Annotated in this window: 28 protein-coding genes; 16 read left to right on the top strand and 12 right to left on the bottom strand. The window is 71.9% G+C overall.

Translation table 11 applies throughout. From position 1 onward, the window contains the following. Positions 1-6 precede the first annotated feature (6 nt). The 3 genes from AB0J97_RS07170 (at position 7) to AB0J97_RS07160 (ending at position 1,789) form a co-directional block, all read left to right on the top strand. Positions 7-480 (top strand): low molecular weight protein-tyrosine-phosphatase, encoded by a 474-nt coding sequence (locus tag AB0J97_RS07170; protein ID WP_364085607.1) that lies wholly within the window; start codon positions 7-9, stop codon positions 478-480. Next, the gene (locus AB0J97_RS07165; protein WP_364085603.1) at positions 467-1,252 is read left to right on the top strand and encodes a fructosamine kinase family protein; all 786 of its coding nucleotides are present in this window, start codon (positions 467-469) and stop codon (positions 1,250-1,252) included. Before AB0J97_RS07170 ends, AB0J97_RS07165 begins: the two co-directional genes overlap by 14 nt. Before the next feature lie 165 nt (positions 1,253-1,417). Then, on the top strand, positions 1,418-1,789 hold the full coding sequence (locus AB0J97_RS07160; protein WP_357697256.1) for an Rv3235 family protein: 372 nt from the start codon (positions 1,418-1,420) through the stop codon (positions 1,787-1,789). A gap of 17 nt (positions 1,790-1,806) precedes the next feature. Here AB0J97_RS07160 and hisN read toward each other — a convergent pair whose 3' ends face one another. Next, positions 1,807-2,604, bottom strand: coding sequence for a histidinol-phosphatase (gene hisN / locus AB0J97_RS07155; RefSeq protein ID WP_364085662.1), 798 nt, complete (start codon positions 2,602-2,604; stop codon positions 1,807-1,809). 89 nt (positions 2,605-2,693) lie between these two features. Here hisN and AB0J97_RS07150 point away from each other — a divergent pair, with 89 nt between their 5' ends. Then, entirely contained in the window at positions 2,694-3,149 is a 456-nt protein-coding gene (locus AB0J97_RS07150) for a DUF4442 domain-containing protein (RefSeq protein ID WP_364085596.1), read from the top strand. 12 nt (positions 3,150-3,161) lie between these two features. Here AB0J97_RS07150 and rsgA read toward each other — a convergent pair whose 3' ends face one another. The 3 genes from rsgA to AB0J97_RS07135 all read right to left on the bottom strand — a co-directional run bounded on the left by rsgA (position 3,162) and on the right by AB0J97_RS07135 (position 6,666). Further along, positions 3,162-4,193 (bottom strand): ribosome small subunit-dependent GTPase A, encoded by a 1,032-nt coding sequence (gene rsgA, locus AB0J97_RS07145; protein WP_357697764.1) that lies wholly within the window; start codon positions 4,191-4,193, stop codon positions 3,162-3,164. Positions 4,194-4,287: 94 nt separating this feature from the next. Then, a complete protein-coding gene (aroA, locus tag AB0J97_RS07140) occupies positions 4,288-5,562 on the bottom strand; it encodes a 3-phosphoshikimate 1-carboxyvinyltransferase (RefSeq protein WP_364085593.1) in 1,275 nt (424 codons plus the stop codon). Between the two features lie 72 nt (positions 5,563-5,634). Beyond that, positions 5,635-6,666, bottom strand: coding sequence for an NAD(P)-dependent alcohol dehydrogenase (locus tag AB0J97_RS07135; protein ID WP_364085589.1), 1,032 nt, complete (start codon positions 6,664-6,666; stop codon positions 5,635-5,637). 62 nt (positions 6,667-6,728) lie between these two features. On the opposite strand from AB0J97_RS07135, the gene AB0J97_RS07130 reads away from it, so the two are divergent. Further along, positions 6,729-7,472, top strand: a complete 744-nt coding sequence (locus AB0J97_RS07130) for an SOS response-associated peptidase (RefSeq protein WP_364085585.1) — start codon at positions 6,729-6,731, stop codon at positions 7,470-7,472. 156 nt (positions 7,473-7,628) lie between these two features. Further along, positions 7,629-7,961, top strand: coding sequence for a TraR/DksA C4-type zinc finger protein (locus AB0J97_RS07125; RefSeq protein WP_357697266.1), 333 nt, complete (start codon positions 7,629-7,631; stop codon positions 7,959-7,961). Between the two features lie 96 nt (positions 7,962-8,057). Here the strand turns inward: AB0J97_RS07125 and AB0J97_RS07120 are convergent, their stop codons facing one another. Next, positions 8,058-8,798 carry a methyltransferase domain-containing protein gene (locus tag AB0J97_RS07120; protein ID WP_357697268.1) on the bottom strand — a complete coding sequence of 247 codons (741 nt, stop codon included), beginning with the start codon at positions 8,796-8,798 and terminating at the stop codon, positions 8,058-8,060. A 234-nt stretch (positions 8,799-9,032) separates the two neighbouring features. Between AB0J97_RS07120 and AB0J97_RS07115 the strand changes: the two genes are divergently transcribed. From AB0J97_RS07115 to AB0J97_RS07085, 7 genes are all read left to right on the top strand, one after another. Then, a complete protein-coding gene (locus tag AB0J97_RS07115; RefSeq protein WP_364085574.1) occupies positions 9,033-9,638 on the top strand; it encodes a sigma-70 family RNA polymerase sigma factor in 606 nt (201 codons plus the stop codon). Further along, entirely contained in the window at positions 9,635-9,901 is a 267-nt protein-coding gene (gene rsrA / locus AB0J97_RS07110) for a mycothiol system anti-sigma-R factor (protein WP_357697271.1), read from the top strand. Before AB0J97_RS07115 ends, rsrA begins: the two co-directional genes overlap by 4 nt. Before the next feature lie 10 nt (positions 9,902-9,911). Beyond that, the gene (locus AB0J97_RS07105) at positions 9,912-10,850 is read left to right on the top strand and encodes an NAD-dependent epimerase/dehydratase family protein (RefSeq protein WP_357697273.1); all 939 of its coding nucleotides are present in this window, start codon (positions 9,912-9,914) and stop codon (positions 10,848-10,850) included. Positions 10,851-11,075: 225 nt separating this feature from the next. After that, positions 11,076-12,431 carry an HD-GYP domain-containing protein gene (locus tag AB0J97_RS07100; protein WP_357697275.1) on the top strand — a complete coding sequence of 452 codons (1,356 nt, stop codon included), beginning with the start codon at positions 11,076-11,078 and terminating at the stop codon, positions 12,429-12,431. Beyond that, positions 12,428-13,726: an HD domain-containing phosphohydrolase gene (locus AB0J97_RS07095; protein WP_357697277.1), complete on the top strand. Its 1,299-nt coding sequence runs from the start codon at positions 12,428-12,430 to the stop codon at positions 13,724-13,726. The genes AB0J97_RS07100 and AB0J97_RS07095 overlap by 4 nt, the downstream gene beginning before the upstream one ends. Before the next feature lie 101 nt (positions 13,727-13,827). Further along, a complete protein-coding gene (locus AB0J97_RS07090; protein ID WP_364085568.1) occupies positions 13,828-15,207 on the top strand; it encodes a biotin carboxylase N-terminal domain-containing protein in 1,380 nt (459 codons plus the stop codon). Positions 15,208-15,249: 42 nt separating this feature from the next. Next, on the top strand, positions 15,250-15,462 hold the full coding sequence (locus tag AB0J97_RS07085; RefSeq protein ID WP_357697281.1) for a biotin/lipoyl-binding carrier protein: 213 nt from the start codon (positions 15,250-15,252) through the stop codon (positions 15,460-15,462). On the opposite strand, the gene AB0J97_RS07080 is transcribed toward AB0J97_RS07085, so the two are convergent. Beyond that, positions 15,452-15,835: a thioesterase family protein gene (locus tag AB0J97_RS07080; RefSeq protein WP_364085558.1), complete on the bottom strand. Its 384-nt coding sequence runs from the start codon at positions 15,833-15,835 to the stop codon at positions 15,452-15,454. The two genes, AB0J97_RS07085 and AB0J97_RS07080, sit on opposite strands and share 11 nt — an antisense overlap. Before the next feature lie 239 nt (positions 15,836-16,074). On the opposite strand from AB0J97_RS07080, the gene AB0J97_RS07075 reads away from it, so the two are divergent. After that, positions 16,075-17,844: a protein kinase gene (locus AB0J97_RS07075; protein ID WP_364085554.1), complete on the top strand. Its 1,770-nt coding sequence runs from the start codon at positions 16,075-16,077 to the stop codon at positions 17,842-17,844. Between the two features lie 4 nt (positions 17,845-17,848). Here AB0J97_RS07075 and AB0J97_RS07070 read toward each other — a convergent pair whose 3' ends face one another. The 4 genes from AB0J97_RS07070 to AB0J97_RS07055 all read right to left on the bottom strand — a co-directional run bounded on the left by AB0J97_RS07070 (position 17,849) and on the right by AB0J97_RS07055 (position 22,147). Further along, complete coding sequence (locus AB0J97_RS07070) at positions 17,849-19,495, bottom strand: acetolactate synthase (RefSeq protein WP_364085549.1); 1,647 nt, start codon at positions 19,493-19,495, stop codon at positions 17,849-17,851. Between the two features lie 77 nt (positions 19,496-19,572). Further along, positions 19,573-20,346 carry a DUF4097 family beta strand repeat-containing protein gene (locus AB0J97_RS07065; protein WP_364085547.1) on the bottom strand — a complete coding sequence of 258 codons (774 nt, stop codon included), beginning with the start codon at positions 20,344-20,346 and terminating at the stop codon, positions 19,573-19,575. Further along, the gene (locus AB0J97_RS07060; protein ID WP_357697291.1) at positions 20,343-20,996 is read right to left on the bottom strand and encodes a response regulator transcription factor; all 654 of its coding nucleotides are present in this window, start codon (positions 20,994-20,996) and stop codon (positions 20,343-20,345) included. The genes AB0J97_RS07065 and AB0J97_RS07060 overlap by 4 nt, the downstream gene beginning before the upstream one ends. After that, positions 20,987-22,147: a histidine kinase gene (locus AB0J97_RS07055; protein ID WP_364085539.1), complete on the bottom strand. Its 1,161-nt coding sequence runs from the start codon at positions 22,145-22,147 to the stop codon at positions 20,987-20,989. The genes AB0J97_RS07060 and AB0J97_RS07055 overlap by 10 nt, the downstream gene beginning before the upstream one ends. Positions 22,148-22,282: 135 nt before the next feature. Here AB0J97_RS07055 and AB0J97_RS07050 point away from each other — a divergent pair, with 135 nt between their 5' ends. Next, positions 22,283-22,858, top strand: a complete 576-nt coding sequence (locus tag AB0J97_RS07050) for a hypothetical protein (RefSeq protein WP_364085536.1) — start codon at positions 22,283-22,285, stop codon at positions 22,856-22,858. Here AB0J97_RS07050 and bioD read toward each other — a convergent pair. Next, positions 22,855-23,562 (bottom strand): dethiobiotin synthase, encoded by a 708-nt coding sequence (bioD, locus tag AB0J97_RS07045; protein ID WP_357697297.1) that lies wholly within the window; start codon positions 23,560-23,562, stop codon positions 22,855-22,857. The genes AB0J97_RS07050 and bioD overlap by 4 nt on opposite strands. Positions 23,563-23,597: 35 nt before the next feature. Continuing rightward, the gene (locus tag AB0J97_RS07040) at positions 23,598-24,317 is read right to left on the bottom strand and encodes a GntR family transcriptional regulator (RefSeq protein WP_357697299.1); all 720 of its coding nucleotides are present in this window, start codon (positions 24,315-24,317) and stop codon (positions 23,598-23,600) included. Between the two features lie 461 nt (positions 24,318-24,778). On the opposite strand from AB0J97_RS07040, the gene AB0J97_RS07035 reads away from it, so the two are divergent. Continuing rightward, positions 24,779-26,248 (top strand): histidine kinase N-terminal domain-containing protein, encoded by a 1,470-nt coding sequence (locus AB0J97_RS07035; RefSeq protein ID WP_357697301.1) that lies wholly within the window; start codon positions 24,779-24,781, stop codon positions 26,246-26,248. Positions 26,249-26,309 lie beyond the last annotated feature (61 nt).

Genomic DNA, 26,309 nt, shown 5'->3' with positions numbered 1-26,309 from the left:
GGATCCATGAGCTATCGCGTGTGTCTCGTGTGCATGGGGAACATCTGTCGTTCACCGATGGCCGAGGTGGTGCTCCGGCGCACCCTGGACGAGCACGGGCTCGGCGGCCGGGTCGTCGTCGAGAGCGCGGGCACCGGCGGCTGGCACGTCGGCGACCCGATGGACGAGCGGGCGCTGGGCATCCTGGCCGAGCACGGCTACGACGGCGCCGCCCACCGCGCCAGGCAGTTCACCGAGGACTGGTTCGACCGCTACGACCTGGTGCTGGCGATGGACCGGGACAACACGGCCAACCTGCGCCGGCTGGCCCCCGGCGGGGTCGAGGTGCGCCTGTTCCGCTCGTTCGACGCCGGCGCGCCGGACGGTGCCGAGGTGCCCGACCCCTATTACGGTGGCCGCGAGGGCTTCGAGGAGGTGCTGACCATGCTGGAGACGGCCTCGGAGGGCGTGGCCGGGCACATCGCCGATGAGATCGACTGAGGACCTCGGCTCCTCCCACGGTTGGCGGCTGCTCAGAGGCGTGCTGCCGGACGGGAGGGAGGTGTTCGCCAAGCTCGGCGCGGCCTCCGACGTGTTCGCCTCCGAGGCCGCCGGGCTGCGCTGGCTGGGTGAGGCGATCACCGTGCCCGAGGTCGTGGAGGTGGGCCCGGACCGGCTGGTGTTGTCGTGGGTGCCGCAGGAGGCGCCCACCGCGGCGGCGGCCGTGCGGTTCGGCGGCGACCTGGCCCGTCTGCATCGCGCCGGGGCCGACGGGTTCGGCGCGTCCTGGCCGGGGTTCATCGCCGAGCTGCCCATGGACAACTCGCCGGACGGCGACTGGCCCTCCTTCTACGCGACCCGGCGGGTGCTGCCGTTCCTGCGCCTGGCGCGGCTGCCGGCCCGGGACGCGGCGCTGGTGGAGCGGGCCGTGGAACGGTTCGCCGAGGTGGCCGGGCCGCCCGAGCCGCCGGCCCGCATCCACGGGGACCTGTGGAGCGGGAACGTGTTGTGGTCCGGCGGCACGGGGGTGCTCGTGGATCCGGCGGCCCACGGCGGGCATCGGGAGACGGATCTGGCCATGCTCGCCCTGTTCGGGCTGCCGTACCTGGATCAGGTGATGGGGGCCTACCGGGAGGAGTTCCCGCTCGCGCCGGGGTGGCGGGAGCGGGTGCCGCTGCACCAGTTGCATCCGCTGCTGGTGCACGTGGTCCTGTACGGAGGTTCCTACCGCGATTCACTGATGAATGCGGTCGCCAGGGTGTTGTCGCTGTGAACAACCGATAAAGAAATAGGGGATCCAGCTCGGGGAAGCCTTTCTTCGCCCAAGCGGATGAAAGAGGACGATGGCCGGGTAAAGTTGGCGGATTTCGTATCCGGCGGCCCCGGCCGGAAACTCATTAAGGCGTTTCCTTCTTCCCCCTGAGTAATTGGAGGACGCATGGCGGACGACCTCACCCACGGCGCACTGGCCCTGACCCCGCTGGTCTGGGGGCCGCCCGGGGCCCGGCCCGACGAGCGCAGGCTGCGTCAGCTCGGGCAGGCGCTGGCCGAGGTGCTGACCGGCCGCCGTCCGCCGGAGTCGGTGGCCGACCGGCTCACCGGCCGGGCCTACCGCGACCTCGTCAGGGCCGGCCGGATGATCTCCGCCGAGCGGCCGCCGTTCGTCGGGAGCCCGCACGTCAAGGAGCCCAGGGAAGGGGCCGTGGAGATGTGCCTGCTGGTGCATTGCGGTGAACGCAGCCACGTTCTGGCCGTACGGCTGGAGCGGCACGGACACCAATGGTTGTGCACCGACTTCGAGACGGCCTGAGGGCGGGCCGCCCCGGCTCAGGAGATGATCGTGGTGCCGTTGAGGCGGTTGAGCACCTCGTCGTGGAGGGCGCCGTTCGTGCAGACCAGGCTGCCGCCCTCCAGCCCGCGCACGCCGGCGAGGTCGGTCCACACGCCGCCGGCCTCCTCGACGATCACGGTCAGGGCCGCCATGTCCCAGGGGGACAGTTCCGGCTCGGCGGACACGTCGGCCGAGCCCTCGGCGACCATCATGTGCGACCAGAAGTCGCCGTATGCGCGGGTGCGCCAGCAGGTGCGGCCGAGGTCGAGGAAGTTGTCCAGCTTGCCGAGCTTCTCCCAGCCGCCGAAGCTGGAGTAGGAGAAGGAGGCGTCCTCCAGCCTGGCGACCGAGGAGACGTTCATCCTGGTGGCCTTCGCCAGGCTCCTGCCGGTCCACGCGCCGCCGCCGGTCGCCGCCCACCAGCGCCGGCCGAGCGCGGGGGCCGACACCAGGCCGACGACGACCTTGCCGTACTCCATGAGCGCGATCAGCGTGGCCCAGACGGGCACGCCGCGCACGTAGTTCTTGGTGCCGTCGATGGGGTCGATGATCCACGACCGGGCTCCCCACCCGGTCTTGCCGAACTCCTCGCCCACCACCGCGTCGCGGGGCCGGGCGCGGCGCAGCGTGCCGCGGATGGCCTCCTCGACGGCGCGGTCGGCGTCGCTGACCGGCGTCAGGTCGGGCTTGGTCTCGACCTTGAGGTCGACCGCCTTGAACCGCCGCATGGTCAGGTCGTCGGCGGCGTCCGCCATGACGTGAGCGAGGCGTAGATCGTCGTTGTAACCCTGCACGGTCAGCCACGCTATCGCGTCAGTCGTGCCGGACATCAGTCACCGGCGCCCTTTTCTGGTAACTCCCTTTTCACCTACTGACCAGTAACATGTCTCCTATGTCCATTGATGTAGGTGCCTTCCTCCTCGAAACCGTTCCATTCGCCCGTACGTTGGGGATCGTGTTCGACTCGGTCGAGGACGGCCGGGCGGAGTGCCGGCTGCCGGACCGGCCCGAGCTGCACAACCACGTGGCCGGGCCGCACGCGGGCACGCTGTTCACCCTGGCCGAGTCGGCGTCGGGGGCGGCGGTGCTGTCCAAGTTCGGCGACCAGCTCAGCCGGAGCGTGCCGCTGCCCACGACGGCGACCATCGAGTTCCGGAAGGTGGCCCTGGGGGAGGTGCGGGCCGAGGCGCGGGTGGCGGCCACCAGGGAGGAGGTCGTCGCGAAGCTGGACGCCGGTGAGCGCCCGGTCTTCGACGTGCTGGTCGACGTGCGGGACGCGGCCGGCACCCTGGTCACCAGCCTGACCGTCACCTGGACCCTGCGCCCCAACCGCCCCTGAACCCGCCGGGGGTCAGGCGGCCGGCTCGTCGGGGGCGCCCTCGCGGCTGGACAGCAGGCGGCGCAGCGACTCCAGGCGGGCCGGGTCGGCGTTGCCCTCGGCCGCCCAGGCGTCGAGCGCGCACCCGTCGCCGAGATGGGTGCAGCCCTTCGGGCAGGTGACCGTGCCCTCGACCAGGTCGGGGAAGGCGGCCAGCACGGTCTCGACCGACACGTGGGCCAGGCCGAAACTGCGCACCCCCGGCGTGTCGATGATCCAGCCGCCCTCGGGCAGCTCCAGCGCGACGGCCGAGGTGGAGGTGTGACGGCCGCGGCCGGTGACCGCGTTGACGTGCGAGACCGCGCGGTTGGCGTCGGGCACCAGGGCGTTGACCAGGGTGGACTTGCCCACGCCCGAATGGCCCACCAGCACGCTGATGCGGCCGGCCAGATGCTCGCGCAGCTCGTCGAGCGAGCCGCCCTTGTGGACCACGATGTGCGGCACGCCCAGCGGCTCGTACAGGGCGACCAGCTCGTCCGGCGGGGCGAGGTCGGACTTGGTGAGGCAGAGCAGCGCGTCGATCTCGGCGTCGAACGCCGCCACCAGGATCCGGTCGATCATCCGGGGCCGGGGCGGCGGGTCGGCCAGCGCGGTGACGATCACGAGCTGGTCGGCGTTGGCCACGACCGGGCGCTCGATGCCGTCGGTGTCGTCGGTGTCGTCGGCCGAGCGGCGCAACATCGAGGTGCGCGGTTCCACCCGGACCACCCTGGCCAGCGTGTCGGGGCGGCCCGACACGTCGCCCACCAGGGCCACCCGGTCGCCGACCACGATGCCCTTGCGGCCCAGCTCGCGGGCCTTCATGGCGACCACCAGCCGGCGCTGCTGCTGCTTGCGTTTGTGGCCGCGCTCGGGCTCGACCAGGGTCGTGTAGCGGCCCCGGTCGACGGCGACCACGAAGCCCTCCACGGCGTCCTCGTGCGCGGGACGGATGCGGGTGCGCGGGCGCGAGCCCTTGCCCGGCCTGACCCGTACGTCGTCCTCGTCGTACTCCCGCTTTCTCAGCGGTCCGCTCCCATGCGCTCGCTTCCTCTCACCATGCCGGACCCTCCTGCGAATTGCCCCCGCCGCCTGCCGCGAAACGCCCGATCAACGCCGCTCATCGGGACTCCAGCATGGCCGCCCACATCTGGACGAACTCGGGCAGCGTCTTGGCGGTCGTCGCGATGTTCTCCACCTCGACGCCCGGCACCGCGAGGCCGATCACGGCGCCAGCCGTGGCCATGCGGTGGTCGTCGTAGCTGTGGAACACGCCGCCGTGCAGCGGGCGCGGGCGGATGAGCAGGCCGTCGGCCGTCTCCTCGACGTCACCGCCGAGTGCGTTGATCTCGGTGGCCAGCGCGGCCAGCCGGTCGGTCTCGTGGCCGCGCAGGTGGCCGATGCCGCGGATGCGGCTCGGCGTGGTGGCCAGGGCGGCCAGCGCGGCGATCGTGGGGGTCAGCTCGCCCACCTCGTGCAGGTCGGCGTCGAGGCCCTTGACCTCGCCCGTGCCGGTGACGACCAGGTCGTCGCCGTCGCGGGTCACCGTGGCGCCCATGGTGGTGAGCAGGCCGCGCAGCGCGTCGCCCGGCTGGGTGGTCTCCGGCGGCCAGCCGGGGACGGTGACCGTGCCGCCCGTGACCAGCGCGGCGGCCAGGAAGGGGGCCGCGTTGGACAGGTCGGGCTCGACCGTCATGTCCCTGGCCGCGATCGGGCCCGGCTCGACCCGCCACACGTCGCGCTCGGCGTCGTCGACCCTGACCCCGGCCTCCCGCAGCATGTGCACGGTCATCTCGATGTGCGGCTGGGACGGCACCGGCGGGCCGACGTGGCGGATCGTGACGCCCTTCTCGAACCGCGCCGCCGTCAGCATCAGCCCCGAGACGAACTGCGAGGAGCCGGAGGCGTCGATCGTGACCTCGCCGCCGGTCAGCGGCCCGCTGATCGTGAACGGCAGCGCGTCGTTGTCGATGCGTGCCCCCAGCGCGCGCAGGGCGTCGAGGATCGGGCCCATCGGGCGCCTGCGGGCGTAGGGGTCGCCGTCGAAGAAGACCGGCCCGTCGGCCAGCGCCGCCATCGGCGGGACGAACCGCATGACCGTGCCCGCCAGACCGGCGTCGATGCGGGCGCCGCCGCTGACCGGGCCCGGCGTCACCTCCCAGTCGACCGCGTCGGTGGTCTCGCGCACGGCCGTCAGCGTGGCGCCCAGCGCGCGCAGGGCCGAGACCATGAGGTCGGCGTCGCGGCTGCGCAGCGCCTGGCGCACGACGCCCGGACCGTCGGCCAGCGCGGCCAGCAGCAGCGCGCGGTTGGTGACGGACTTGGAGCCGGGCAGGCGGACGGAGGCGTTGACGGGGATGGCGGCCGTCGGCGCGGGCCAGTGCTGAGCGGGCATGTCCAAAGCCTACTGGGCCTGGTACGGCGCGTTCACAGCCTGTGGACAACGCGTCGTCACGTGTTCGAGGGGTCAAGGGGTCAGGACCGCGCGCCCCTCGATCGCGCCGGACTCCAGCTCGGACAGCACCGACGCGGCCTCGGCCAGCGGCCGGCGTTCCACCCGAGCCCTGATCCGCCCCTGGCGGGCCAGCGCGAGCACCTCGTGCAGGTCGCGCCGCGTCCCGGCGTACGGCTTGACGACCGCGGCGCCCCACGGCAGGCCCTGGGGCGGGCTCGCCGCCGGGAACGCCAGCGTCCCGCCCGCCAGGCCCACCACCACGACCTGCCCGTACGAGGACACCGCCGCCGCGGCCAGCGACAGCGTCGGCCCGGCGCCCACGAAGTCGAGCACCACGTCCGCGCCCACCCCCTTGGTCAGCTCCAGCACGCGTCCGGCCGCGTCGCCGTCCGACAGGACGGTCTCGTCGGCGCCGTAGCCCCCGGCGGTGGCCAGCCTGGCCGGATCGAGGTCCACGGCGACGATCCTGCTGCCCGTGACCGCCCGCAGGATCTGCACCGCCATGTGCCCGAGCCCGCCCACCCCGATCACCACCGCGGTCGCGGCCGGCGTGAGCAGCGCGCGGCACCGGTCGATCGCGTGGTACGGCGTCAGCCCCGCGTCCGCCAGCGGCGCCGCCTCCACCGGGTCGAGCCCGCCGAGCGGCACCAGCGAACGCGCCGGGGCCACCATGTACTCGGCCATCGCCCCGGGGAACCCCAGCCCGGGGCCGGGCACGAGACCGCGCGGGAACCGTTCGCAGGCGTTCTCGGCCCCCTCGGCGCACCGGCGGCACACCCCGCAGCCCCACACGATGTACCCGACGACGCCCTGGCCGACCTCCCACCCGCGCACGTCGGCCCCCAGCTCCGCCACCGTGCCCGCGGGCTCGTGCCCGAGCGTCATCGGGTACGGCAGCCCCGAGGCGGCGTGCAGCAGGTGCAGGTCCGAATGGCACACGCCGCACCCGGCCACGCGCAGCAGCACCTGGCCGGGTCCGGGGGAGGGCACGTCGACGTCGGTCAGCTCGGCTCTGCCGGGCTCGACGAGCTGGTAAGCCTTCACGCGAGCACGCCTACCCCGTCCGGCGCGGCCGGAAGCGAACACACGTATGGCAATGTGGGGACATGTGCGGTAGATACGCCTCGGCGCGCAAGAAGCACGAGTTGCTGGAGGAGTTCCAGGTCGAGCTCGACGGCGAGCCCGACAAGGAGCTGGGCGCGGACTTCAACGTCGCCCCCACCAAGAACGTCTACGCGGTCATGAGCCGGACGTCCAAGGAGGACGAGCACGCGGTCCGGCAGCTCAGGATCGTCAAGTGGGGCCTGGTGCCCGTCTGGGCCAAGGACCCGTCGATCGGCTCCCGGCTGATCAACGCCAGGGCCGAGACGCTGGCCGAGAAGCCGTCGTTCCGGCAGGCGTTCGCCAAGCGCAGGTGCCTGATCCCGGCCGACGGCTACTTCGAGTGGATGGCCGTCGAGGGCGAGAAGAAGAAGCAGCCGTACTTCATCCACCCCGAGGACGGCGGCGTGCTGGCCATGGCCGGCCTGTACGAGTTCTGGAAGGACCGTACGCGCGACGACGACGACCCGCTCAAGTGGCTGGTGACCTGCACGGTCATCACGACGGACGCGGAGGACCACCTCGGCCGCATCCACGACAGGATGCCCATGATGATCGAGCGCGACCGCTGGGCCGACTGGCTCGACCCGGGTCTGACCGACACCGACCGCGCCTCGCGTCTCCTGGTGCCCGCGGAGGCCGGGAGGCTGGCGGCATATCCCGTTTCCACTGATGTCAATAATGTCCGGAACAATGGACCGGATCTCATCAAACCGCTGCCCGACGGGGAAGAAGCCGGCCTTTTCTAAAGGTGTAAGAAGCAGGGTAAGTGGGCATTCGGTGAGGAAAGCGATGCAACCGTTCACTCGGTGTCACCGCTCTGACATGCCCCTAATTGCGCCGGGCGGGACAACCGGGGAGTCCTCGCCGCGGGCGTCCCCCTTTTCACCCGGAGGTGCGGATTCGTGGACGTCGCGACCGCTCGCAGGCGGCTCGAAGACATGCTCGTGGAGCTGGACCGTTCGATCGGGGTCCTTCGGGGCGACCCCGTCGCGATCCGTGAACGCTCGGCGGCCGACGCGGGCTCCGACCTCACCGACGCCGACCGCGCGCAGGCCATGCTCACCGCGGCGACCGCGCAGCGCCGCGCGGTGACCGAGGCGATCACCCGCCTGGACGAAGGCGCGTACGGCAGGTGCGTCGACTGCGACAAGCCGGTGCCCGAGGGGCGGCTGGAGGCCCGCCCGGAGGCCGCCCGCTGCGTACAGTGCCAGGGAAGACGCGAACGCCGCCGCTGACCGCCCGGACGCCGCCCCGGCGGGCGGGAGCCGCGCGGGCGGGAGCCGAAGGCCGCCGGACACGAAGAACGGCGGCCCCCGGGACCGGCCGGCGGCTCAGCTCTTGCGGGCGCTGGCCACCAGGTGAATCCCGACCGTGTCGTCGTCGTCGGGATGGGCGTCGAGCTCGGTGCGCACGAGCCAGGTCAGCGACCGCCCGTCGGACCCGAGCACGTGGTCGACCGTGGACGGCGACAACACCGTGCGCGGCCGCATCCACTCCACCTCCAGCCCGGCCCCCATCAGCAGCTCCCGGAGCTGACCGCTGCTGAAGCAGCGCGTGATGCTGCCGTCGGGCCAGGGCACCAGCATGACCTCGCCGGTCTGCCGCAGGTGCTGCCACTGCTCCTGCTCGGCCAGGATCGCCATGCCGAGCACCAGCGAGTCGACGCACACCAGCGCCCGCCCGCCCGGACGCAGCACCCTGGCCACGTCGCTCATCGCCGACTCGGCCATGAGCTCGATCGACATCGCGCGTTCCTCGGCGAGCACCGCGTCGACGCTCTCGTCGGGAAGAAACGCCAGATCATCGGCGCGTACGTGCCGAACCCGGTCGGCGTCCCGCAAACGGGACTGCGCGTCCACGGTCCGGCGGAAGTCGAGCACCTCGATCACCCGGTGTCCCGCCCTCGCGGCCTGGCCGGACCAGCGTCCGCGGCCGCCGGACAGATCCAGGATCACCGATGGTTCGCCGGGGAGCCATCGGTTCAGTTGCTCGGCGGCGACGGCGCGGTAGAAGGTCCAGTACGGCCCGAGCGTCCCAGAGCCGTTCAGTTCCTCGGCCGGAATGGGCAGCACACGCGACTCCTGAGTTCCGGAAAAAGGGCTACCAGCCGGTACGTATTGACGTTCCCCGCACCGGGTCCTCTGTACCTTCTATCTTGCGGGAACAGACAAGGGCGCGGGCGTGTTGCGACGAGCATGCTCACATTGGAAAGACCGCGCCCCGATGACCAGGAGGTCATCGGCCAGCGGGTATTCTCCCCTGAGTACGGTGTACCGCCACAGCCGGCCACCGGTGATCTTAGGGGGGTGGGTCCGGTGCCCGCGACAGGCGCGGAGACTCTGGAGCAGCGCAGCGAGCGGTTCGAGCGCGACGTCATGCCGTATCTCGAACAGCTCTACTCCGCCGCGCTCCGGATGACCCGGAATCCAGCGGACGCGGAGGACCTGCTTCAGGAGACCTTCGCCAAGGCGTTCGCGTCGTTCCACCAGTTCCAGGAGGGCACGAACCTCAAGGCGTGGCTCTACCGGATCCTGACGAACACGTTCATCAACAGCTACCGCAAGAAGCAGCGCGAGCCCAAGCAGTCCGGCACCGAGGAGATCGAGGACTGGCAGCTGGCGCGGGCCGAGTCCCACACCTCCAGCGGGCTGAAGTCGGCCGAGGTCGAGGCGCTCGAACACCTCCCCGACGGCGACATCAAGCAGGCGCTCGCGGCACTGCCGGAAGAGTTCAGGATCGCCGTCTACCTCGCCGACGTCGAAGGCTTCCCCTACAAAGAGATCGCCGACATCATGGGCACTCCCATCGGCACCGTGATGTCCAGGCTGCATCGGGGACGCAGGCAGCTCCGGGGCCTCCTTGAGGACTACGCCCGCGAGCGCGGCCTGGTCCCCTCGGAGGGAACGAAATGAGCTGTGGCAACCCGCACGACACCGACTGTCGCGAGGTGCTGGACAAGGTCTACGCCTATCTCGACGGCGAGCTGACCGACCATGACGTCTCCGACATCCGGGTGCACCTCGACGAGTGCAGCCCGTGCCTGAAGGAGTACGACCTCGACAAGGCCGTCAAGGCGCTCGTGGCCAAGCACTGCGGTTGCGACCCCGTCCCCGCCGATCTGCGTTCCAAGGTGCTGGCGCGGATCGAGCAGGTGAGGTCGGAGCTGGCCGACTAGGATTCACGCCATGCGCGTCCTAGTCACCGGTGGTGCCGGTTTCATCGGGTCGAATCTCGTCGACCGCCTGCTCGCGGACGGACACGAGGTCGTCGCCGTAGACGACCTGTCCTCCGGCAGCAGGGACAACCTGGTCAACGCGGCCGAGAGCGACCGTTTCAGCCTGCACGTGCTCGACGTGCGCGACCCGGCGATCATCGGGCTGGCGGCCGAGCTGCGGCCCGAGGTCATCTGCCACCTGGCCGCCCAGATCAGCGTGCGCAAGAGCGTGGCCGACCCCGTCCACGACGCCCGGCTCAACGTCGAGGGCACCGCTTCGGTGCTCACGGCGGCCAAGGAGGGCACCACGCGCAAGGTGGTGTTCGCCTCCTCCGTGGCGGTCTACGGCCGGCCGTCCACGATCCCCGTGCCGGGCGACGCGCCCACCGACCCGCGCTCGCCGTACGCGGCCTCCAAGCTGAGCGCCGAGACCTACCTGGCGACCTTCCGCGCCCTCTACGGCCTGGAGTACACCACGCTGGTGCTCTCCAACGTCTACGGCCCGCGCCAGTCGCCCGACGGCGAGGCCGGCGTCGTGTCGATCTTCACCGACGCCCTGCTCAACGGCACCCCCACCGTCCTCTACGGCGACGGCACCCAGACCCGCGACTACGTCTATGTCGACGACGTGGTCGACGGCTTCGTCCGGGCCTGCGGCAGCGACGGCAACGGCCGCCGGTTCAACCTCGGCACCGGCATCCAGACCACCGACAGGCGCCTGCACTCGCTGATCGCCGACGCGGCCGGAGCCCACGACAAGCCGGGGTTCGCGCCGCCGCGCGTCGGCGACCTGCCCGCGATGGCCGTCGACCCGGTGCCCGCCCACGAGGGGCTGCGCTGGGAGCCGCGCACCGACCTGCCGACCGGTGTCAAGAGCACCGTGGCCTGGGCGCGGAGTCGCGCCAGGTAGTTGCTTGATTACACTTTGCTTGCGATTTCCCGCTCGGCCCGTACGGCGACGTCCTCTTCTGTAGCGTGAACTCCAGAAGTCGACGTGGAGGCATGTGGGATGTTGAAGGACAGGTTCACCTGGTTGCTCGCCGCCGTCATCGTGGTCGCCTCGACGGTGGTCCTGGCCGGTATCGGCGCGCTTCCGCCAGGGGTGTCCTGGACCTGACCGCAGTAGGGGGCGGCAATGCGTGACCTGCCCTGGCCCGCGAGGGTCTACCTGGTCGCCGTGATCGCGGCGGCGGCCGCTCTCATCGGGCACAGCGCGATCGTCTCCGGCCCGCTCGTGGCGCCGGAGAATCTCGACATCCTGCTGGTGCTCGCGCTGCTCTTCCTGGTGTGCGAGTCGATGCCGACGCTGCTCAACGTCGAGCAGTTCGCGGTGTCGGTGAGCTTCTCGGCGTCGCTGGCCGCGGTCGTGCTGATCGGGCCGGAGGGCGCGGCGGTCGTGGGGCTCACCGCGGCGGTCAGCGTGCGGCCGGGGCTGCCGTTGATCAAACGGTTGTTCAACGGCGCCCAGTTCGCCGTCTGCGGCTACGCCTCCGGCTGGGTCTACGAGTGGCTGCACGGCACGATCGGGGTGCCGCGGGTCAACGAGTTCGACAGCCTCATCGGCCCCTACGCCGCCGCGACCGCCGTCTTCGTGCCGCTCAACATCGTGCTCACGCTGACCATGATCAGCCTGGCGACCAGCGTGCGGGCCACGGAGGTGCCGCTGCGCGGCATGGTGCAGTTCCTGCTGTCCTACCTCGGTTACGGCACGTTCGGGCTGCTGGTGGCCGGGCTGTGGGCGACCGTGCAGTCGATCTCGGCGGTGCTCGTGCTGATGCCGCTGTTCGTGGCCCGCTGGGCGTTCGGCCAGTACCACGCCCAGCAGCGCTCGTACGACGCCACCATCGCCGCGCTCTGCCAGGCCGTCGAGACCAAGGACTACTACACGCGGGGCCACTGCACGCGTGTCTCGCTCGCCTCCAGCATGATCGCCCAGGAGATCGGCATGGGCCTCGAACGCGTGCGCGCCATCCGCTACGCCGGCATGCTCCACGACGTGGGCAAGCTCGGCGTGCCCACGAAGGTGCTGCAGAAGGACGGGCCGCTCACCGAGGGGGAGCTCGCCGCGATCCAGCTCCATCCGATGCGCGGGCTGGAGATCGTCCGCGGCATCGGCTTCCTCGACGAGGCCTACGCCGGGATCATGCACCACCACGAGCGCCACGACGGCACCGGCTACCCGATGGGCCTGGCCGGCGACGAGATCCCCGAGTTCGCCAAGGTGATCGCGGTGGCCGACGCGTTCGACTCGATGACCTCCGACCGCTCCTACCGGGGGGCGCGTCCGGTCGAGGTGGCCGTGGAGGAGCTGCGCAAGTGCTCCGGCACGCACTTCGACCCGATCATGGTGGCCGCGTTCATCAAGGCGCTGGAACGCAATCCGTGGCAGCCGCCGCGCCGGGTCGAGGCGCCGCCGCCCGACGCCGCCGAGGCCACGATCAAGGACCACGACGACCCGACGATGCCCATCCAGGTCGTGAGCGGGCCATGACCACCACCGAGCGCGTCCGGCGCGCCGACAGGGCGCAGGCCACCGTCCTGCGCAGGCTCGACTCCGGCCAGTTGCTGCTGATCTGCGCGGCCGGCCTGGTCGCCGTCGCGGGGGTGGCGCACACGGCGGCCGTCGGGCTCGACCGTCCCGAGATCGCCATCGGGTTCGGCGCGTTGATCGCGGTGGGCGAGCTGGCCCGGCTGACCATGCCGGGCAACAGGGAGGTCGCGCCCATCGGCGCCGCCGCGGCGCTCGGCTACACCCTGCTGCTCGACCTCAGCCAGAACCAGTTGCGCCACTCCGCGTTGCAGGTCGTGGCCGTGATCGCGGCGGGGATGGTCGCCGGCGCGCTGCCCCACCTGGCCGTCGGCCGGCCGCCGCGGCTCGACGCGATGGCCCGCCGCCTGCTCACCGGCGCGCTGCTGGCCTTCGCCTTCCGCCCGCTGGCCGACCCGCTCTACCAGCTCACCAAGCCGCCGCCGGGCGCCCACACCTGGTGGCCGGCGCTCGTCGTGATGGTCTCGCTGATCACGGTGACGCTGCTGGTCGACGTGCTGATCGCCGCGCTGCTGCGGGCCGAGCGGCTGCGCACTGCGTTCCGGGTGGCGGTGCGCGACGAGATCAACATGGCGTTCCCGCTGGGCGCCGCCGTGGCCGCCTCCGGCGTGCTGCTCGCGCTCGCCACGCACAGCATGGACCTGGTGGCCCTGCTGGTCTTCGCCGCGCCGCTGCTGGTCACGCAGGTGGCCTTCCGCAAGTACGCCGGCATTCGCGCCACCTACCTGCAGACCGTCCGCGCCCTGTCGCGGGTCACCGAGGTCGGCGGCTACGTCGAGCCCGGCCACTCCCGCAGGGTCTCCCGCCTGGCCGTGGCGGTCGGCCGGGAGCTGGGCATGGCCGAACCCGAGCTGCTGGAGCTGGAGTACGCCGCCCTCATGCACGACATCGGCCAGCTCTCGCTGCGCGACCCCATCCCGGGGGGCGCGACCGTGCTCGCCGATCCGGAGCAGGCGCGGCGCATCGCCGAGCTGGGGGCCGAGGTGATCAGGCAGACGGGCGTGCTCGACCGGGTGGCCGAGGTGGTCCGCAGGCAGTGCGACGAGATCGCCGACGACCCGCCGCTGTCCAGCCGCATCATCAGGGTCGCCAACGCCTACGACGACCTGGTGGGGCCGTCCACCGATCGCGACCGGGCGGGGGCGGCGCTGGAGCGCATCAGGCTCACGGCGGGCAGCGCGTACGACGCCGCCGCGCTCGACGCCCTGACCCGGGTGGTCGGCAGAGGCCGCATCTAGCTGAATCGCCCGGTTTTGTGGGGTTCCTACAGATCATGCTCTGTTGATCGGTGCGCCCAGGGGAAAGGGGACGAGCCGACGGCGGTCATAGGGTTGTCCGCGTGACTGCTGAGACGCTCGGGCCCGTTCTGATCGCCAACCGCGGGGAGATCGCGCGGCGGATCATCCGCACGGTCAGGCGGATGGGGTTGCGGGCCGTCGCCGTCCATTCCGAGGCCGACGCCGGGCTGCCGTTCGTGCGCGAGGCCGACGAGGCGGTGCTGATCGGCCCGGCCGACCCCGCGCAGAGCTACCTCGACCCCGCCAGGCTCCTGGAGGCGGCCCGTGCCACGGGAGCGGGGGCGGTTCACCCCGGTTACGGCTTCCTGTCGGAGAACGCCGCGTTCGCGCGGGCGGTGATCGAGGCCGGGCTGGTGTGGATCGGGCCGTCGCCGGAGTGCATCGACCGTATGGGCGACAAGATCAACGCCAGGAACCTCATGGAGGAGGCGGGCGTGCCCGTCGCCGCGGGCACCAGGGAACCGGTCACCGACCTGGTCGCCGCGCTCGACGCGGCCGAGCTGATCGGCTACCCGGTCATGGTCAAGACCGCCGGCGGCGGTGGCGGGATCGGCATGAGCGTGGCCCGCGACGACGCCGGGCTGGCCAAGGCGTTCGAGCAGGCGGCCAGGGCGGCGGCCAGGTTCGCCGCGGCGGCCGCGGCGGGCGGCGCGGGTGACGCGCTGGCCGGGCCCGCCGTCCTGCTGGAGCGCTACGTCGAACGCGCCCGCCACGTCGAGGTGCAGATCCTCGGCCTGCCCGACGGCCGGGTGCTGGCCCTGGGCGAGCGCGACTGCTCGGTGCAGCGCCGCCACCAGAAGGTCGTCGAGGAGTCGCCGTCCCCCGGCATCGGCCCCGAGCTGCGCGAACGCATGCTGGCCGCAGCCGTGCGGGCCGGCGAGGCCGTCGGCTACGTCGGGGCGGGCACGGTCGAGTGCCTGGTCGACGCCGACGCCCAGGACTTCGTGTTCCTGGAGATGAACACCAGGCTCCAGGTCGAGCACCCGGTCACGGAGCTGGTCACCGGCCTCGACCTGGTGGAGTTGCAGCTGCGCGTGGCCGCGGGGGAGAGCCCGGAGATCACGGTGGCGCCCACCGGGCACGCGATCGAGTTCCGGGTCTATGCCGAGGACCCCAAGCGCTTCCTCCCCGGGCCCGGCCGGATCACCGCCTGGGACGAGCCCGCCGGCGACGGCGTCCGCGTCGACTCCGGCTACGAGGTGGGCAACACGGTGAGCATGTACTACGACCCGCTGATGGCCAAGCTGTGCGTGGTCGGGGCCGACCGTACCGAGGCGCTGGAGCTGGGCCGCAAGGCGGTCGCGGAGTTCACCGTGGAGGGGCCGAAGAGCAATCTGCCCTTCTGCGCCGAGCTGCTGGAGAACCCGGCATTCGTCGCGGGAGACTACGACACAGGACTGGTCGGGCGAATGCGGGCTTGACCCTGTTGACATGGTTGGTGGCGTCGGAAGAGAGGAGCCCCGGTGGCTGAGGTGCGCGCCGAGATGGTGGCGAACGTGTGGAAGGTGGTCGTCCGGGAGGGCGAGGCGGTCTCCGAGGGTGACACGCTGGTCATCCTGGAGTCGATGAAGATGGAGATCCCCGTGCTCGCCGAGGACGGGGGCGTGGTGTCCCAGCTCCAGGTCGCCGAGGGCGACGTGATCCAGGAGGGCGATCTGATCGCCGTCATCGACTGACGCGGGCCAGGAACCTGGCGCGGTCGACGACCGCTCGCTCGACCGTGCCCCTGCCCACGACCGTGCCCTGCAGGTCGCGGGCCTCGAAGGTGAAGACCAGCCGGCGGCCGTCCACCTCGGTGAGCTCGGCGGTGAGCTCGACGTGGGCGCCGAGGGGGCTGGCGGCCAGGTGTTCGAGCTCGACCCGGGTGCCGACCGACGTCTCGCCCTCGGCCAGATGGGGGCGTACGGCCTCGACGGTGGCCCGTTCGGCCAGCGCGAGCAGTCTGGGCGTGGCCAGCACGGGCACGTCGCCGCTGCCGAACTTCTCGGCTGTGTCGGATCTCTCGACCATGGTGAGCAGTTGGGAGCGGAGTCCAGGTGAGAGCGTCATGGGAATCAGCCTACCCAGGGCGATTCTGATCTCCAGGAAACGCGGACAACAACGCCTATAAGGCTCCAGGATAGGGTTTGTACGGCTTGCGGCATTTGAGTGGCATATGGGACTCCTGAGACCGGTACACTCTCGGAGTTTCCGTGACCACGGTGTTACCTCACCGCGACAAAAGTTCGCTTTGTTGGAGAACCGCGGGGTGGGCGAGGTTACCGATGTAGGGGGGTAGCGGGGGAGTCATGGTTGCCCAAGGCACGACGCTGGCGGGGCGGTATCGGCTGGATACCCGCATCGGCGCCGGCGGCATGGGCGAGGTGTGGCGAGGCGAGGACATCGTGCTCGCCCGCACCGTCGCCGTCAAGGTGCTGCTCCCGGGCCGCATGGATGATCGCGGATTCGTCGCCCGCTTCCAGGGGGAAGCAAGGGCGATGGCCACGATCAACCATTCCGGCGTGGTGGACGTCTACGACTACGGGGTGAGCGGCGACACCGTCTACCTCGTGATGAAGTTCGTGGACGGGGAGCCGCTCGACCGGCTCCTGGCCCGGCTCGGCCGGATTCCGCCCCAGGCGGCCATGGAGCTCATCGCACAGGCCGCCTCGGCGCTGCAGGCGGTGCACGACCAGGGGATCGTGCACCGTGACGTCAAGCCGGGCAACCTGCTGGTGCAGCGCGACGGGACGCTGGTGCTGACCGACTTCGGCATCGCCCGTTCCGACCTGGCCAACCGGCTGACCGACGCCGGCATGGTGCTGGGCACGGCCGCCTACTGCGCGCCCGAGCAGGCCGAGGGCGCGCCCGTCACGCCGGCCGTGGACATCTACGCGCTCGGCGTGGTCGCCTACGAATGCCTGCTGGGTCAGCGGCCGTTCGACGGTGACAGCGCGGTCACGATCGCGCTCAAGCACATCCGGGAGGCGCCGCCGCCGCTGCCCGCCGACATCCCGGCGCCGATCCGGACGCTGGTGGAGGTGGCGCTGTCGAAGGACCCCGCCAGGCGGTTCCCGACGGCGAAGGCGATGAGCGAGGCGGCCCGCACGGCCGGGTCGGGCCAGGCGATCACGCCGGTGGCCGAGATCGCGCCGCCGGCCACGGGGGCCACGATGGCCCCGCCGCCCGAGTCGTACCAGACCGGGGCCTACCAGGCGGGCCAGTCCCCGCAGACGGGCGCCTACCAGCCGGGTCAGCCTTCGCAGACGGGCGCCTATCAGCAGGGGCAGCCCTCGCAGACCGGTGCCTACCAGCAGGGGCAGCCGCCCGCCTACCAGGGCGGGCAGCCGCCGGCCGGGGGTGGCGCGTTCCAGACGGGTACGCACCTGCCGGCGTCGGCGGAGGAGACCACCGCCGCCGTCGGCGAGCGCCGCCCGGGTGGCCGCCGCGCCGCCAAGGCGCCGCGCAGGACCGGCCTGGTCGTCGGGCTCACGGCCGCGGTGGTGCTCGGCGTGGGCGCCGGCGCGGTGGCGCTGACGGGCATGGTCCCCGGCACGCCGACGCCGACCGCGACCACCACCAACCAGGGCAACAGCGACGACGGCCCCACGCCGACGAAGTCCGGCCCCAAGAAGGGCGGCAAGCCCACGGCGACGCCTGTCACGAAGCCGCCCCTGCCGCCCACCACCAGGCCGCCCACGCACCCTCCGAGCGAGGAGCCGTCGGAGCCCGAGGAGGAGCCGACGACCACGCCCACCACCACCCCGACCACCACGAAGGGACCGACCAAGACGCCGACGAGCACGCCGACGTCGACGGTCAAGAAGATCAAGGTGCCCGAGGTCGCCGGTCTGTCCTTCCTCAAGGGGCAGGAGATGATCGAGGCGGCGGGCCTTCAGGTCCACGTCCGCGACACCTCCGTGACCACCGACGACCCCGCCTGCCGCAAGATCACCAAGACGGTGCCGGCCGGCGGCACGGTGGTCCCGGAGACGAAGGTGATCACGCTCTACGTCATCGACGGCATCTGCACGACGCCGACGCCGTCGCCGACCCCCTCGGCCACGCCCAAGTCGTAGGGGGTCAGATCCCCGTCGTGTTGCGGGGGTAGGCGACCTGCGGGTCGGTGGCGATGTTGACCATGTACGGGATGCCGGAGTCGAACGCCCTGCGCAGCGCGGGCCCGATCTCCGACGGCTTGGTGACCAGCTCGCCGCCGCCGCCCAGTGCCGTCACGACCTGGTCGTAGCGGCACTGCGGCTGGAGGTCGGCGGCCACGTCGTAGCCGTACAGGAGTTGCATGGGGTGCTTCTCCAGACCCCACATGCCGTTGTTGCCGCAGATCATGACGACCGGCAGGCGGTGGCGTACGAGGGTGTCGACGTCCATCAGGGAGAAGCCGGCGGCGCCGTCGCCGAGCAGGAGCACGACCTGCGAGGACGGACGGGCCAGCCGGGCGGCGATGGAGTAGCCGAGCCCGGTGCCGAGGCACCCGTACGGGCCGGGGTCGAGCCAGTTGCCCGGCTGCCTGGGCTCGACGTACTTGCCGGCGTAGGAGACGAAGTCGCCGCCGTCGCCGATGACCACGGCGTCGTCGGCCAGGACCTTGCCCAGCTCGCCGTAGATGCGCATGGGATGGATCGGGTCGGTGTCGGCGGCCAGCAGGCCGGCGTCGCCCTCGATCGCCGCGGCGGCGGCGTCGGCCAGCGTGGACAGCCAGGACGCGTACGAGCCGGGCTTGACCCCGGCGTCGCCGCAGGCCGCGCCGAGGCTCCACAGGACCACCGACAGGTCGCCCGCGGCCTTGGCGGCGGGTTGCATGTGCGTGGCGAGCTGCGAGGGCGCGTCGGCGATGTGCACGACGCGGGCCAGCGGCGCGCCGTCCTTGCCGCCGAACCAGCCGTAGCCGAGCCGGAAGTCGAGCGGGGTGCCGATCACGATGACCAGGTCGGCCTGGGAGAAGGCCAGGCCGCGGGCGCGGGTGACGAGCAGCTCGTGCCCGGCGGGCAGGATGCCGCGGCCCTGGCCGTTGGGGATGACCGGCAGCCGCCAGGTCTCGGCGAAGTCGCGCGCGGCCTCCTCGGCCCGGTCCATCCACACGTCGGAGCCGTAGACCAGCACCGGACGCTGGGCCTCGGCCAGCAGCCGGGCGATGGAGGCCAGGTCGTCGGGGTCGGGCTCCAGCGGCGAGGGCGACTGCGTGTGCACCTCGTGGGCGGGCGAGGGGGCGAACAGGTGGTCCATGTAGAAGTCGAGGAAGACCGGGCCGCGTTGGGGCGCGACGGCGGTGCGGAAGGCCGACTCGACGTCCTGGCCGACCGAGTCGGCGCCGGAGGAGGTGAACGACAGCTTGGTGATCGGGCCGAGCAGCGGCGGATGGTCCATCTCCTGGAGGGCGCCGCTGCCCCAGCGCGACTGGGGGGCGCGGCCGCCCATGACGACCACCGGCGAGCCGTTGAAGTGCGCGGTCGCGATGCCGCTGACGCCGTTGGTGATGCCCGGCCCGGCGGTGAGCACGGCCAGGCCGGGCTTTCTGGTCAGCCGGGCCGTCGCCTCGGCGGCGAAGACCGCGCTCTGCTCGTGGCGTACGTCGAGGATGCGCATGCCCTCGTGCACCGCGCCGTCGTACAGCGGGAAGACGTGGCCTCCCGACAGGGTGAACATGGTCTCGACGCCATAGGCCTTGGACACGGCGACGGCGACGTCACCGGCGTGCTTCGCAGACTCCATGCCGGGAACTTACCAACCAGTGATAAGAGTAAACAGATCCTCAGGCTTGCGTCTGGGCTGGACCGGGTGCTCTGCCGCTATCCGCAGCAGACGCGGACCGAGCCCAGCGGCGCCCGTGCCTCGACCTTCCTGGGCGCGCCCGTGGACGCGTCGACCTCCACCTCGGTGCGCCGTCCCTCGGTCGTCACGTCGTAGGTCTCCGGCGGCAGGCGCAGCTCGACGTCGCCGGTGGCCCGCGCGACGGCCCTGACCGTGAGGGGCGGGTTGGCGAAGTCGAGCCGTACGTCGCCCGAGCCGGTCTCGACGTCGGCCTGGGTGCCGAGCAGCGAGTTGCCGTTGACGGTCCCCGAACCGGACCTGGCCCACAGCCCGCCGGTGATCCCCTCGGCCCGCACGTCCCCCGACACGGTGGTCAGCCGCACGGCGCCGACCACGTTGCCGACCGAGAGGTCGCCGACGGTCGTCCGGGCCTCGATCCCGGTCTCGAACGGCACCAGAAGCGTGTAGTCGGCCCGGCACACGGGACCGTCCGGGGCGCGCGAGGCCCCGCACCGGATGTCGAGCCGCAGGGTGTCGCCGTTCCAGTCCTCGGTGATCACCGGCCGGTCGATCGAGGTCCAGCCCACGTTCCGCGCGATCGTCAGCTCGCCCGCCGGGCCCGGGGCGATCTCCACGTTCACCTCGCCGCTGCCCGTCGTGACCTTCAGCGTGCTCAGCTCGAACGGCACCGACCTGACCTGCCTCTCCTGCGGCGCGGTGGCCCGGGCGAACCCGTTCCAGACCAGCAGGACGGACAGCAGCAGGGCGGCCACCGTGGCCACGGCTCCCGCCGTCAGCCATATGGCCCTCACGGCATGCTCCTGATCTTGAGGAACTGCAGGACGGCGAGGACCCGGCGGTGATCGCCCTCGGCGGGGGACAGGTCGAGCTTGGTGAAGATGTTGCCGATGTGCTTGCCCACGGCCCCCTCGCTGAGCACGAGCGCCTGGCCGATGCCGGCGTTCGAGCGGCCCTCGGCCATGAGCTTGAGCACCTCGTGCTCGCGTGGCGTCAGCCGTTCCAACGGGTCGCTGTCGCCGCGCAGCAGGAGCTGGGCGACGACCTCCGGGTCGAGGGCGGTGCCGCCGCCGGCGACCCTGCGCAGGGCGTCGATGAAGTCGGCCACGTCGGCCACCCGGTCCTTCAGCAGGTAGCCGACGCCGCCGGTCGCCGTGGCCAGCAGGCGGGCGGCGTAGCGTTCCTCGACGTACTGGGAGAGCACCAGCACGGGCAGGCCGGGATGCTGGCGGCGCAGCACGAGAGCGGCGCGCAGCCCCTCGTCGGTGTGCGTGGGCGGCATCCGGACGTCGGTGATCACCAGCTCCGGCCGGTGCTCCTCGGCGGCCCGCAGCAGGCCCTCGGCCTCGTCCACGGCCGCCACCACCCGCATGCCGGACGCGTCCAGCAGCCTGATCAGCCCCTCGCGCAACAGGACGGAGTCCTCGGCCAGCACTACTCGCACGGCAGGTCCACCTCGATCGTGGTCGGCCCGCCGAGCGGGCTGGACAGGCGCAGCGTCCCGTCCACGGAGTCGATGCGCTGGGCCAGGCCGCGCAGCCCGGTGCCGCCGTCGAGCCGGGCGCCGCCGCAGCCGTTGTCGTGCACCAGCACGTGCAGGCGGTCGCGCTCGCGCCGGGCCGTCACCTCGGCCTTGGTCGCGGCGGAGTGTTTGGCGATGTTGGTCAGTGCTTCGGACACGATGAAGAAGGCCACCGCCTCGATGGTCGGGGAGACGCGCCGGTCGATGTCGACGCGCAGGCGTACGGGAAGCGGGGCGCGGGCGGCGACGCCGGAGAGCGCCGCGTCGAGCCCCTGGTCGTTGAGCACGGCCGGATGCAGGCCGCGGACGAAGTCGCGCAGCTCCTTGAGCGCCTGCTTGGCCTCCTCGTGGGCCCGCTCGATCGCCTCGCGGGCGGGCTCGGGCAGGTCGGTGAGGGTGGCCCTGGCCAGGCCGAGGTTCATGGCGAGCGAGACCAGGCGCTGCTGGGCGCCGTCGTGCAGGTCGCGCTCGATCCTGCGGCGCTCGGCGTCGGCGGCGTCGATCACGCCGGCCCGGCTCTCGGTCAGCGTCTCGATGCGCTGCCCCAGCTCGTTACGGCTGGGCCCGAGCAGCGTGCGCGCCACCGACAGGTCGAGCGCCGCCATGCCCCTGGCCAGGAGGGGGGCGAGCAGCAGCAGCGCCAGGCCGGTCCCCATGGAGACTCCCACGATGACCGGATCGCGCAGGTCGACCAGGAACACCAGCGGCGGCGCCTGTATGCGCGGTGGCAGGAACGCCAGCAGCCCCACCACGGCGCCGCCCCACGCCAGTGCGACGAGGAAGGCCGCCGCCGCGCCCACGAAGGGCGACAGCAGGTGGTAGGCGATCTGCCGCCAGGTGGTCGCCCTGCGCCAGCCGGCCGGTCCCACCGGCGGCGGGATGCGTACGTCGAGGAAGGCCGCGAACCTGGACCGCTGCACCCGGGTGAACACCGGGACGCCGCGCCGCAGCACCGGCGGGGCCACGGCCAGCAGCAACGTGAGCCCGCCGAGCACCATGGCGACCGGCAGCCCGATCATCACGTGGGACGTGTCGAGCCAGGCACGTGCCGACCAGGGACGGGGGACTTTCATGCGTCAAAGGTATTGACCCACCAGACCCCCGCGAAATGGGTCTGGTGTGCCGGTGGACGGTAGGGCTAACCCCACCCTCGAACCATTGCCGCGCACCGGACATCTCATTTCCCAACAGACCAAGGGGAGGTTCGCATGTTCGCAGCAGGGGTCGCCGCACTGGCGGCCGCGTCCACGCTGCTGGGCGGGTTACCGCACGGCATGTTGTTCCTGGAGAAGCACCCGCCCGCCAGGCAGTGGGAGACCTACACCGTCAAGAACTCCGTCGAACTGCCGCTCCAGCTCGACCCGTGCCTGTCGTACCGCAGGCGGGACGGCGGCCGCCTGGAGGCGCGGGCCGTCCTGTACTCCAGCGAGGACGAGATGAAGTACGAGCAGCTCGTCGTCTACAAGGACGTCCGGCACGCCGAGGCCGCCATGCGCGTCCTGCGCGCGGACCTCAGGCGCTGCGCCGACGTCGGCAAGGGCGTCAACCGCCGCCGCTACTTCACCCGGCCCCTGGACGTGGGCGACGACGGCCTGCGCGCCGGCGGCCGCTTCTTCGAGAACGGCGAGCACGCGGTCGCCGTCAGGCGCGGCGCGGCCCTCTACATCGCCGGCGAGTCGGCCTGGCCGACCAGGAGCCTGCCGCTCAAGGGCTTCAAGGTCCTGATCGGACAGGCGCGCGAGATGACCGTCAGGGTCTGCCGCCTCCCCGAGGCCGCCTGCTAGAGCACCCCCACCCGCCGCTTGAAGGCGGACGGGTCGAACGAACCGCCCAGCGTGGCGCCCAGCCCCTCGCGCGCCGCCCGGGCGAACGCCTCGCGGCCGAGTCTCCCGGCTCCCTCGGGCAGTACCCCCGCCAGCGGCCGCGCGGCCAGCATCTCCAGATCGGCGACGTTGCTCCGCTCGATGATCCCGGTCTCCGCCGGCCAGCGCCCGATCACCACGCCCGCCGGGTCGAGCCCCCGGTGCGCCAGGGCCTCCAGGGTCAGCGCCGTGTGGTTGAGCGCCCCGATCCCGGCCCCGGCCACCACGAGCACCTGTGCGCCCACCAGGCGGGCCAGGTCGGCGATCGTCGCGCCGTCCTCGTCGAACCGCACCAGCAGCCCGCCCGTGCCCTCGACGACGACCAGCCGGTTGCTCTCGGCCAGCTCCTCGACGAACCGGGCGGCGGCCGTCAGCGACACCGGCGGCACCCCGGCGACCCGCGCCGCGGCGGCCGGGGAGAGCGGCTCGGCATAGCGCGCCAGCTCGAACGTGGTGCTCACCCCGGACAGCCGGATCACCTCGTCGAGGTCGTGCCCGCCGCCGGTCTGCGCCGGCTTCACCACGGCCACGGACGACCCCCGCTCCACGGCCAGGGCGGCCAGCGCGGCCGACACGACGGTCTTGCCCACGCCGAAGTCGGTGCCGGCCACGACGAGAACGCTCATCGTCCCAGCCTAGAAGCCGCCGTCCGCGATCGCGGTCAGGGACGCCGCAGGCGCGTGACGAACTTGTACCGGTCGCCGCGGTAGAGGGACTGCGCCCACTCCACCGGGTGGCCGTCGGCGTCGAAGGCGTGGCGGGTCAGCAGGAGCATCGGCAGGCCCACGTCCACGCCCAGGGCCTTGGCGTCGTACGGGGTGGCCAGGACGGTCTCGATGATCTCCTCGGCGTCCGTGAGCCGTACGTTGTAGGCGTTGTGCAGCGTCTCGTACAGGGAGGCGTGCACCTCCAGCTCCCGGCGCAGGCGGGGGAAGCGCCGCGCGGACAGGTGGGTGGTGTCGATGGAGACGGGCTCGCCGTTGGCCAGCCGGAGCCGGTGGATGCGCAGCACCCGGCCGCCGGGGTTGATGGCCAGCCGCCGCGCGAGCGCCTCGTCGGCGGTGATGTAGCCGATCTCCAGGATCTTGGTGTCCGGCTCCAGGCCCGCCGTGCGCAGGTCGCCGATGTAGGAGGTGAGCTGGAGCACCTGCGCGACCTTCGGCTGGGCCACGAACGTGCCCTTGCCCTGGATGCGCAGCAGCCTGCCTTCGACGACCAGCTCGGTCAGCGCCTGGCGGACGGTGGTGCGCGAGGTCTCGAACCGCACCGCCAGCGTGCGCTCGGGAGGCAGGGCGGTGCCCGTGGGCAGGCTCTTGGTGAGCTCCAGAAGACTGCGCTTCACGTCGTAGTACTTGGGAACGCGGGGGCCGTCGTCGGTCACGCTCTCACCTTCACTTCTGGCACGGCGGTGAGGGCGTGTCTGATCACCGCGAGATCATCGGAACTCATATCGGCCCGAGCGGTCAACCACCTGGAGGGACGGCATATCCGCACGGAGCGCGCACACCACCAAGTACGCGCGAATCCGGGCAGCTCAGACTGATTGTGAAGGATATCCACAGCAGCGTGCGCGATCGCAACCGAGGCCGGTGCCGGGCCCGCGTCATCGAGGAGCCACCCGCCCGTGTCGATCACCTCCGGCATGCCCGTGAAGTCCCGTCATGGGGATCGGGCGACCCCGCCGTGTGACGGTTCTCACACCATGAGATTCCCCGAAAGTCGCGCCGGGTGCACGGTGGCGCACCCGTGTGCGGTGCGCGGAGTCCTTCCCCGGCCAGGAGCTGCGCATTCGATCAGGGGGTCGGTTTGGCTGTTGGCGGCCGAAGCACGCATGATGCACTCGTGCCGACTCTCAGCGACCTCGTCGCCCGCTACACCGCACTCGACGAGGCGGACCTCGACTGGCTGCACTCACTGGTCTCCGACTGGCAGCTGCTGGCCGACCTGTCCTTCGCCGACCTCATCCTGTGGGCGCCGCTGCTCGGTGAGAACGGCTGGATCGCCATCGCCCAGATGCGCCCCACCACCGGCCCCACCGTCTACCACGACGACATCGTCGGCAGCATGGCCGCCAAGGGCGAGCGCCACCTCATCGACACGGCCTGGAACGAGCGCCGCATCTGCCGCGAGGGCGACCCCGACTGGTCCACGGGGGTCCCGGTCCGCGAGGAGACCATCCCGGTGCGCCGGGCGGTCGACAACGGCGAGGGCCGCTTCCTCGGCGTCATCCAGCGCTCCACGAACCTCTCCTCGGCCCGCACGCCGTCCCGGCTGGAGCTGACCTACCTCCAGAGCGCGTCCGACCTGGCGCAGATGGTCGCCGAGGGGCGCTTCCCGTTCTCGGGGGAGGAGCCGATCCTGGTCCGCTCGCCCCGCGTCGGCGACGGCCTGCTGCGGCTCGACCGGGCCGGGCGGGTCACGTACGCCTCGCCCAACGCCCTGTCGGCCTACCGGCGGCTCGGCCTGCACGCCGACCTGGTGGGCGCCGAGCTGGGCCGGGTGACGGCGACGCTGTGCTACTCCGACGAGCCGATCAACGAAGACCTGATGATCGTGGCCAGCGGGCGCGCGGCCAAGGAGACCGAGGTCGAGTCGGGCGGCACGATCGTGCAGCTCAGGGCGATCCCGCTGATCGTCGGCGGCGGCCGCATCGGCGCGCTCGTCCTCATAAGGGATGTCACCGAGCTGCGGCGGCGCGAGCGCGAGCTGATGACCAAGGACGCCACGATCCGCGAGATCCACCACCGCGTCAAGAACAACCTCCAGACCGTCGCCGCGCTGCTGCGGCTCCAGGCGCGGCGCCTTCAGGTGCCCGAGGGCCGCGAGGCGCTGGAGGAGGCCGTGCGCCGTGTCGGCTCGATCGCCATCGTGCACGAGACGTTGTCGCACGCGCCGGAGGAGTTCGTCGACTTCGACGAGATCGCCGACCGGGTGATCGCGATGGCGGGCGAGGTGTCGGCGGCCGAGGCGGCGGTCACGCCGAGGCGGGTGGGGGCGTTCGGCGTGCTGCCCTCGCTCATCGCCACGCCGCTGGCCATGGCGCTGACCGAGCTGCTGCAGAACGCGTTGCAGCACGGGCGTCCCAAGCGCATGGAGGTGGTGGTCGAGCCCGCTCCCGACCGGCTGAACGTCACCGTCTGGGACGACGGGCGCGGCCTTCCCGCGGACTTCGATCTCGACAAGTCCACCAGTCTGGGGCTGCAGATCGTCCGCACGCTGGTGGAGGGGGAGCTGTCGGGCAGGCTCACGATCGAGCCGCGCGAGGGGGGCGGCACGCACGTCGGGTTGTCGATCCCGATGCCGTCCGCGTGAGGTTCCGCAGGTCCGGGCGGCCGCCTCAGGGGCGGCGCGCCCGGTCCGTACGAGCCTGGCC

This window comes from Nonomuraea sp. NPDC049607, from assembly GCF_040675375.1.
Lineage (GTDB): Bacteria > Actinomycetota > Actinomycetes > Streptosporangiales > Streptosporangiaceae > Nonomuraea.
The sequence above is the reverse complement of the archived record's forward strand: the minus strand, read 5'-3'. Positions and strand labels throughout refer to the sequence as shown.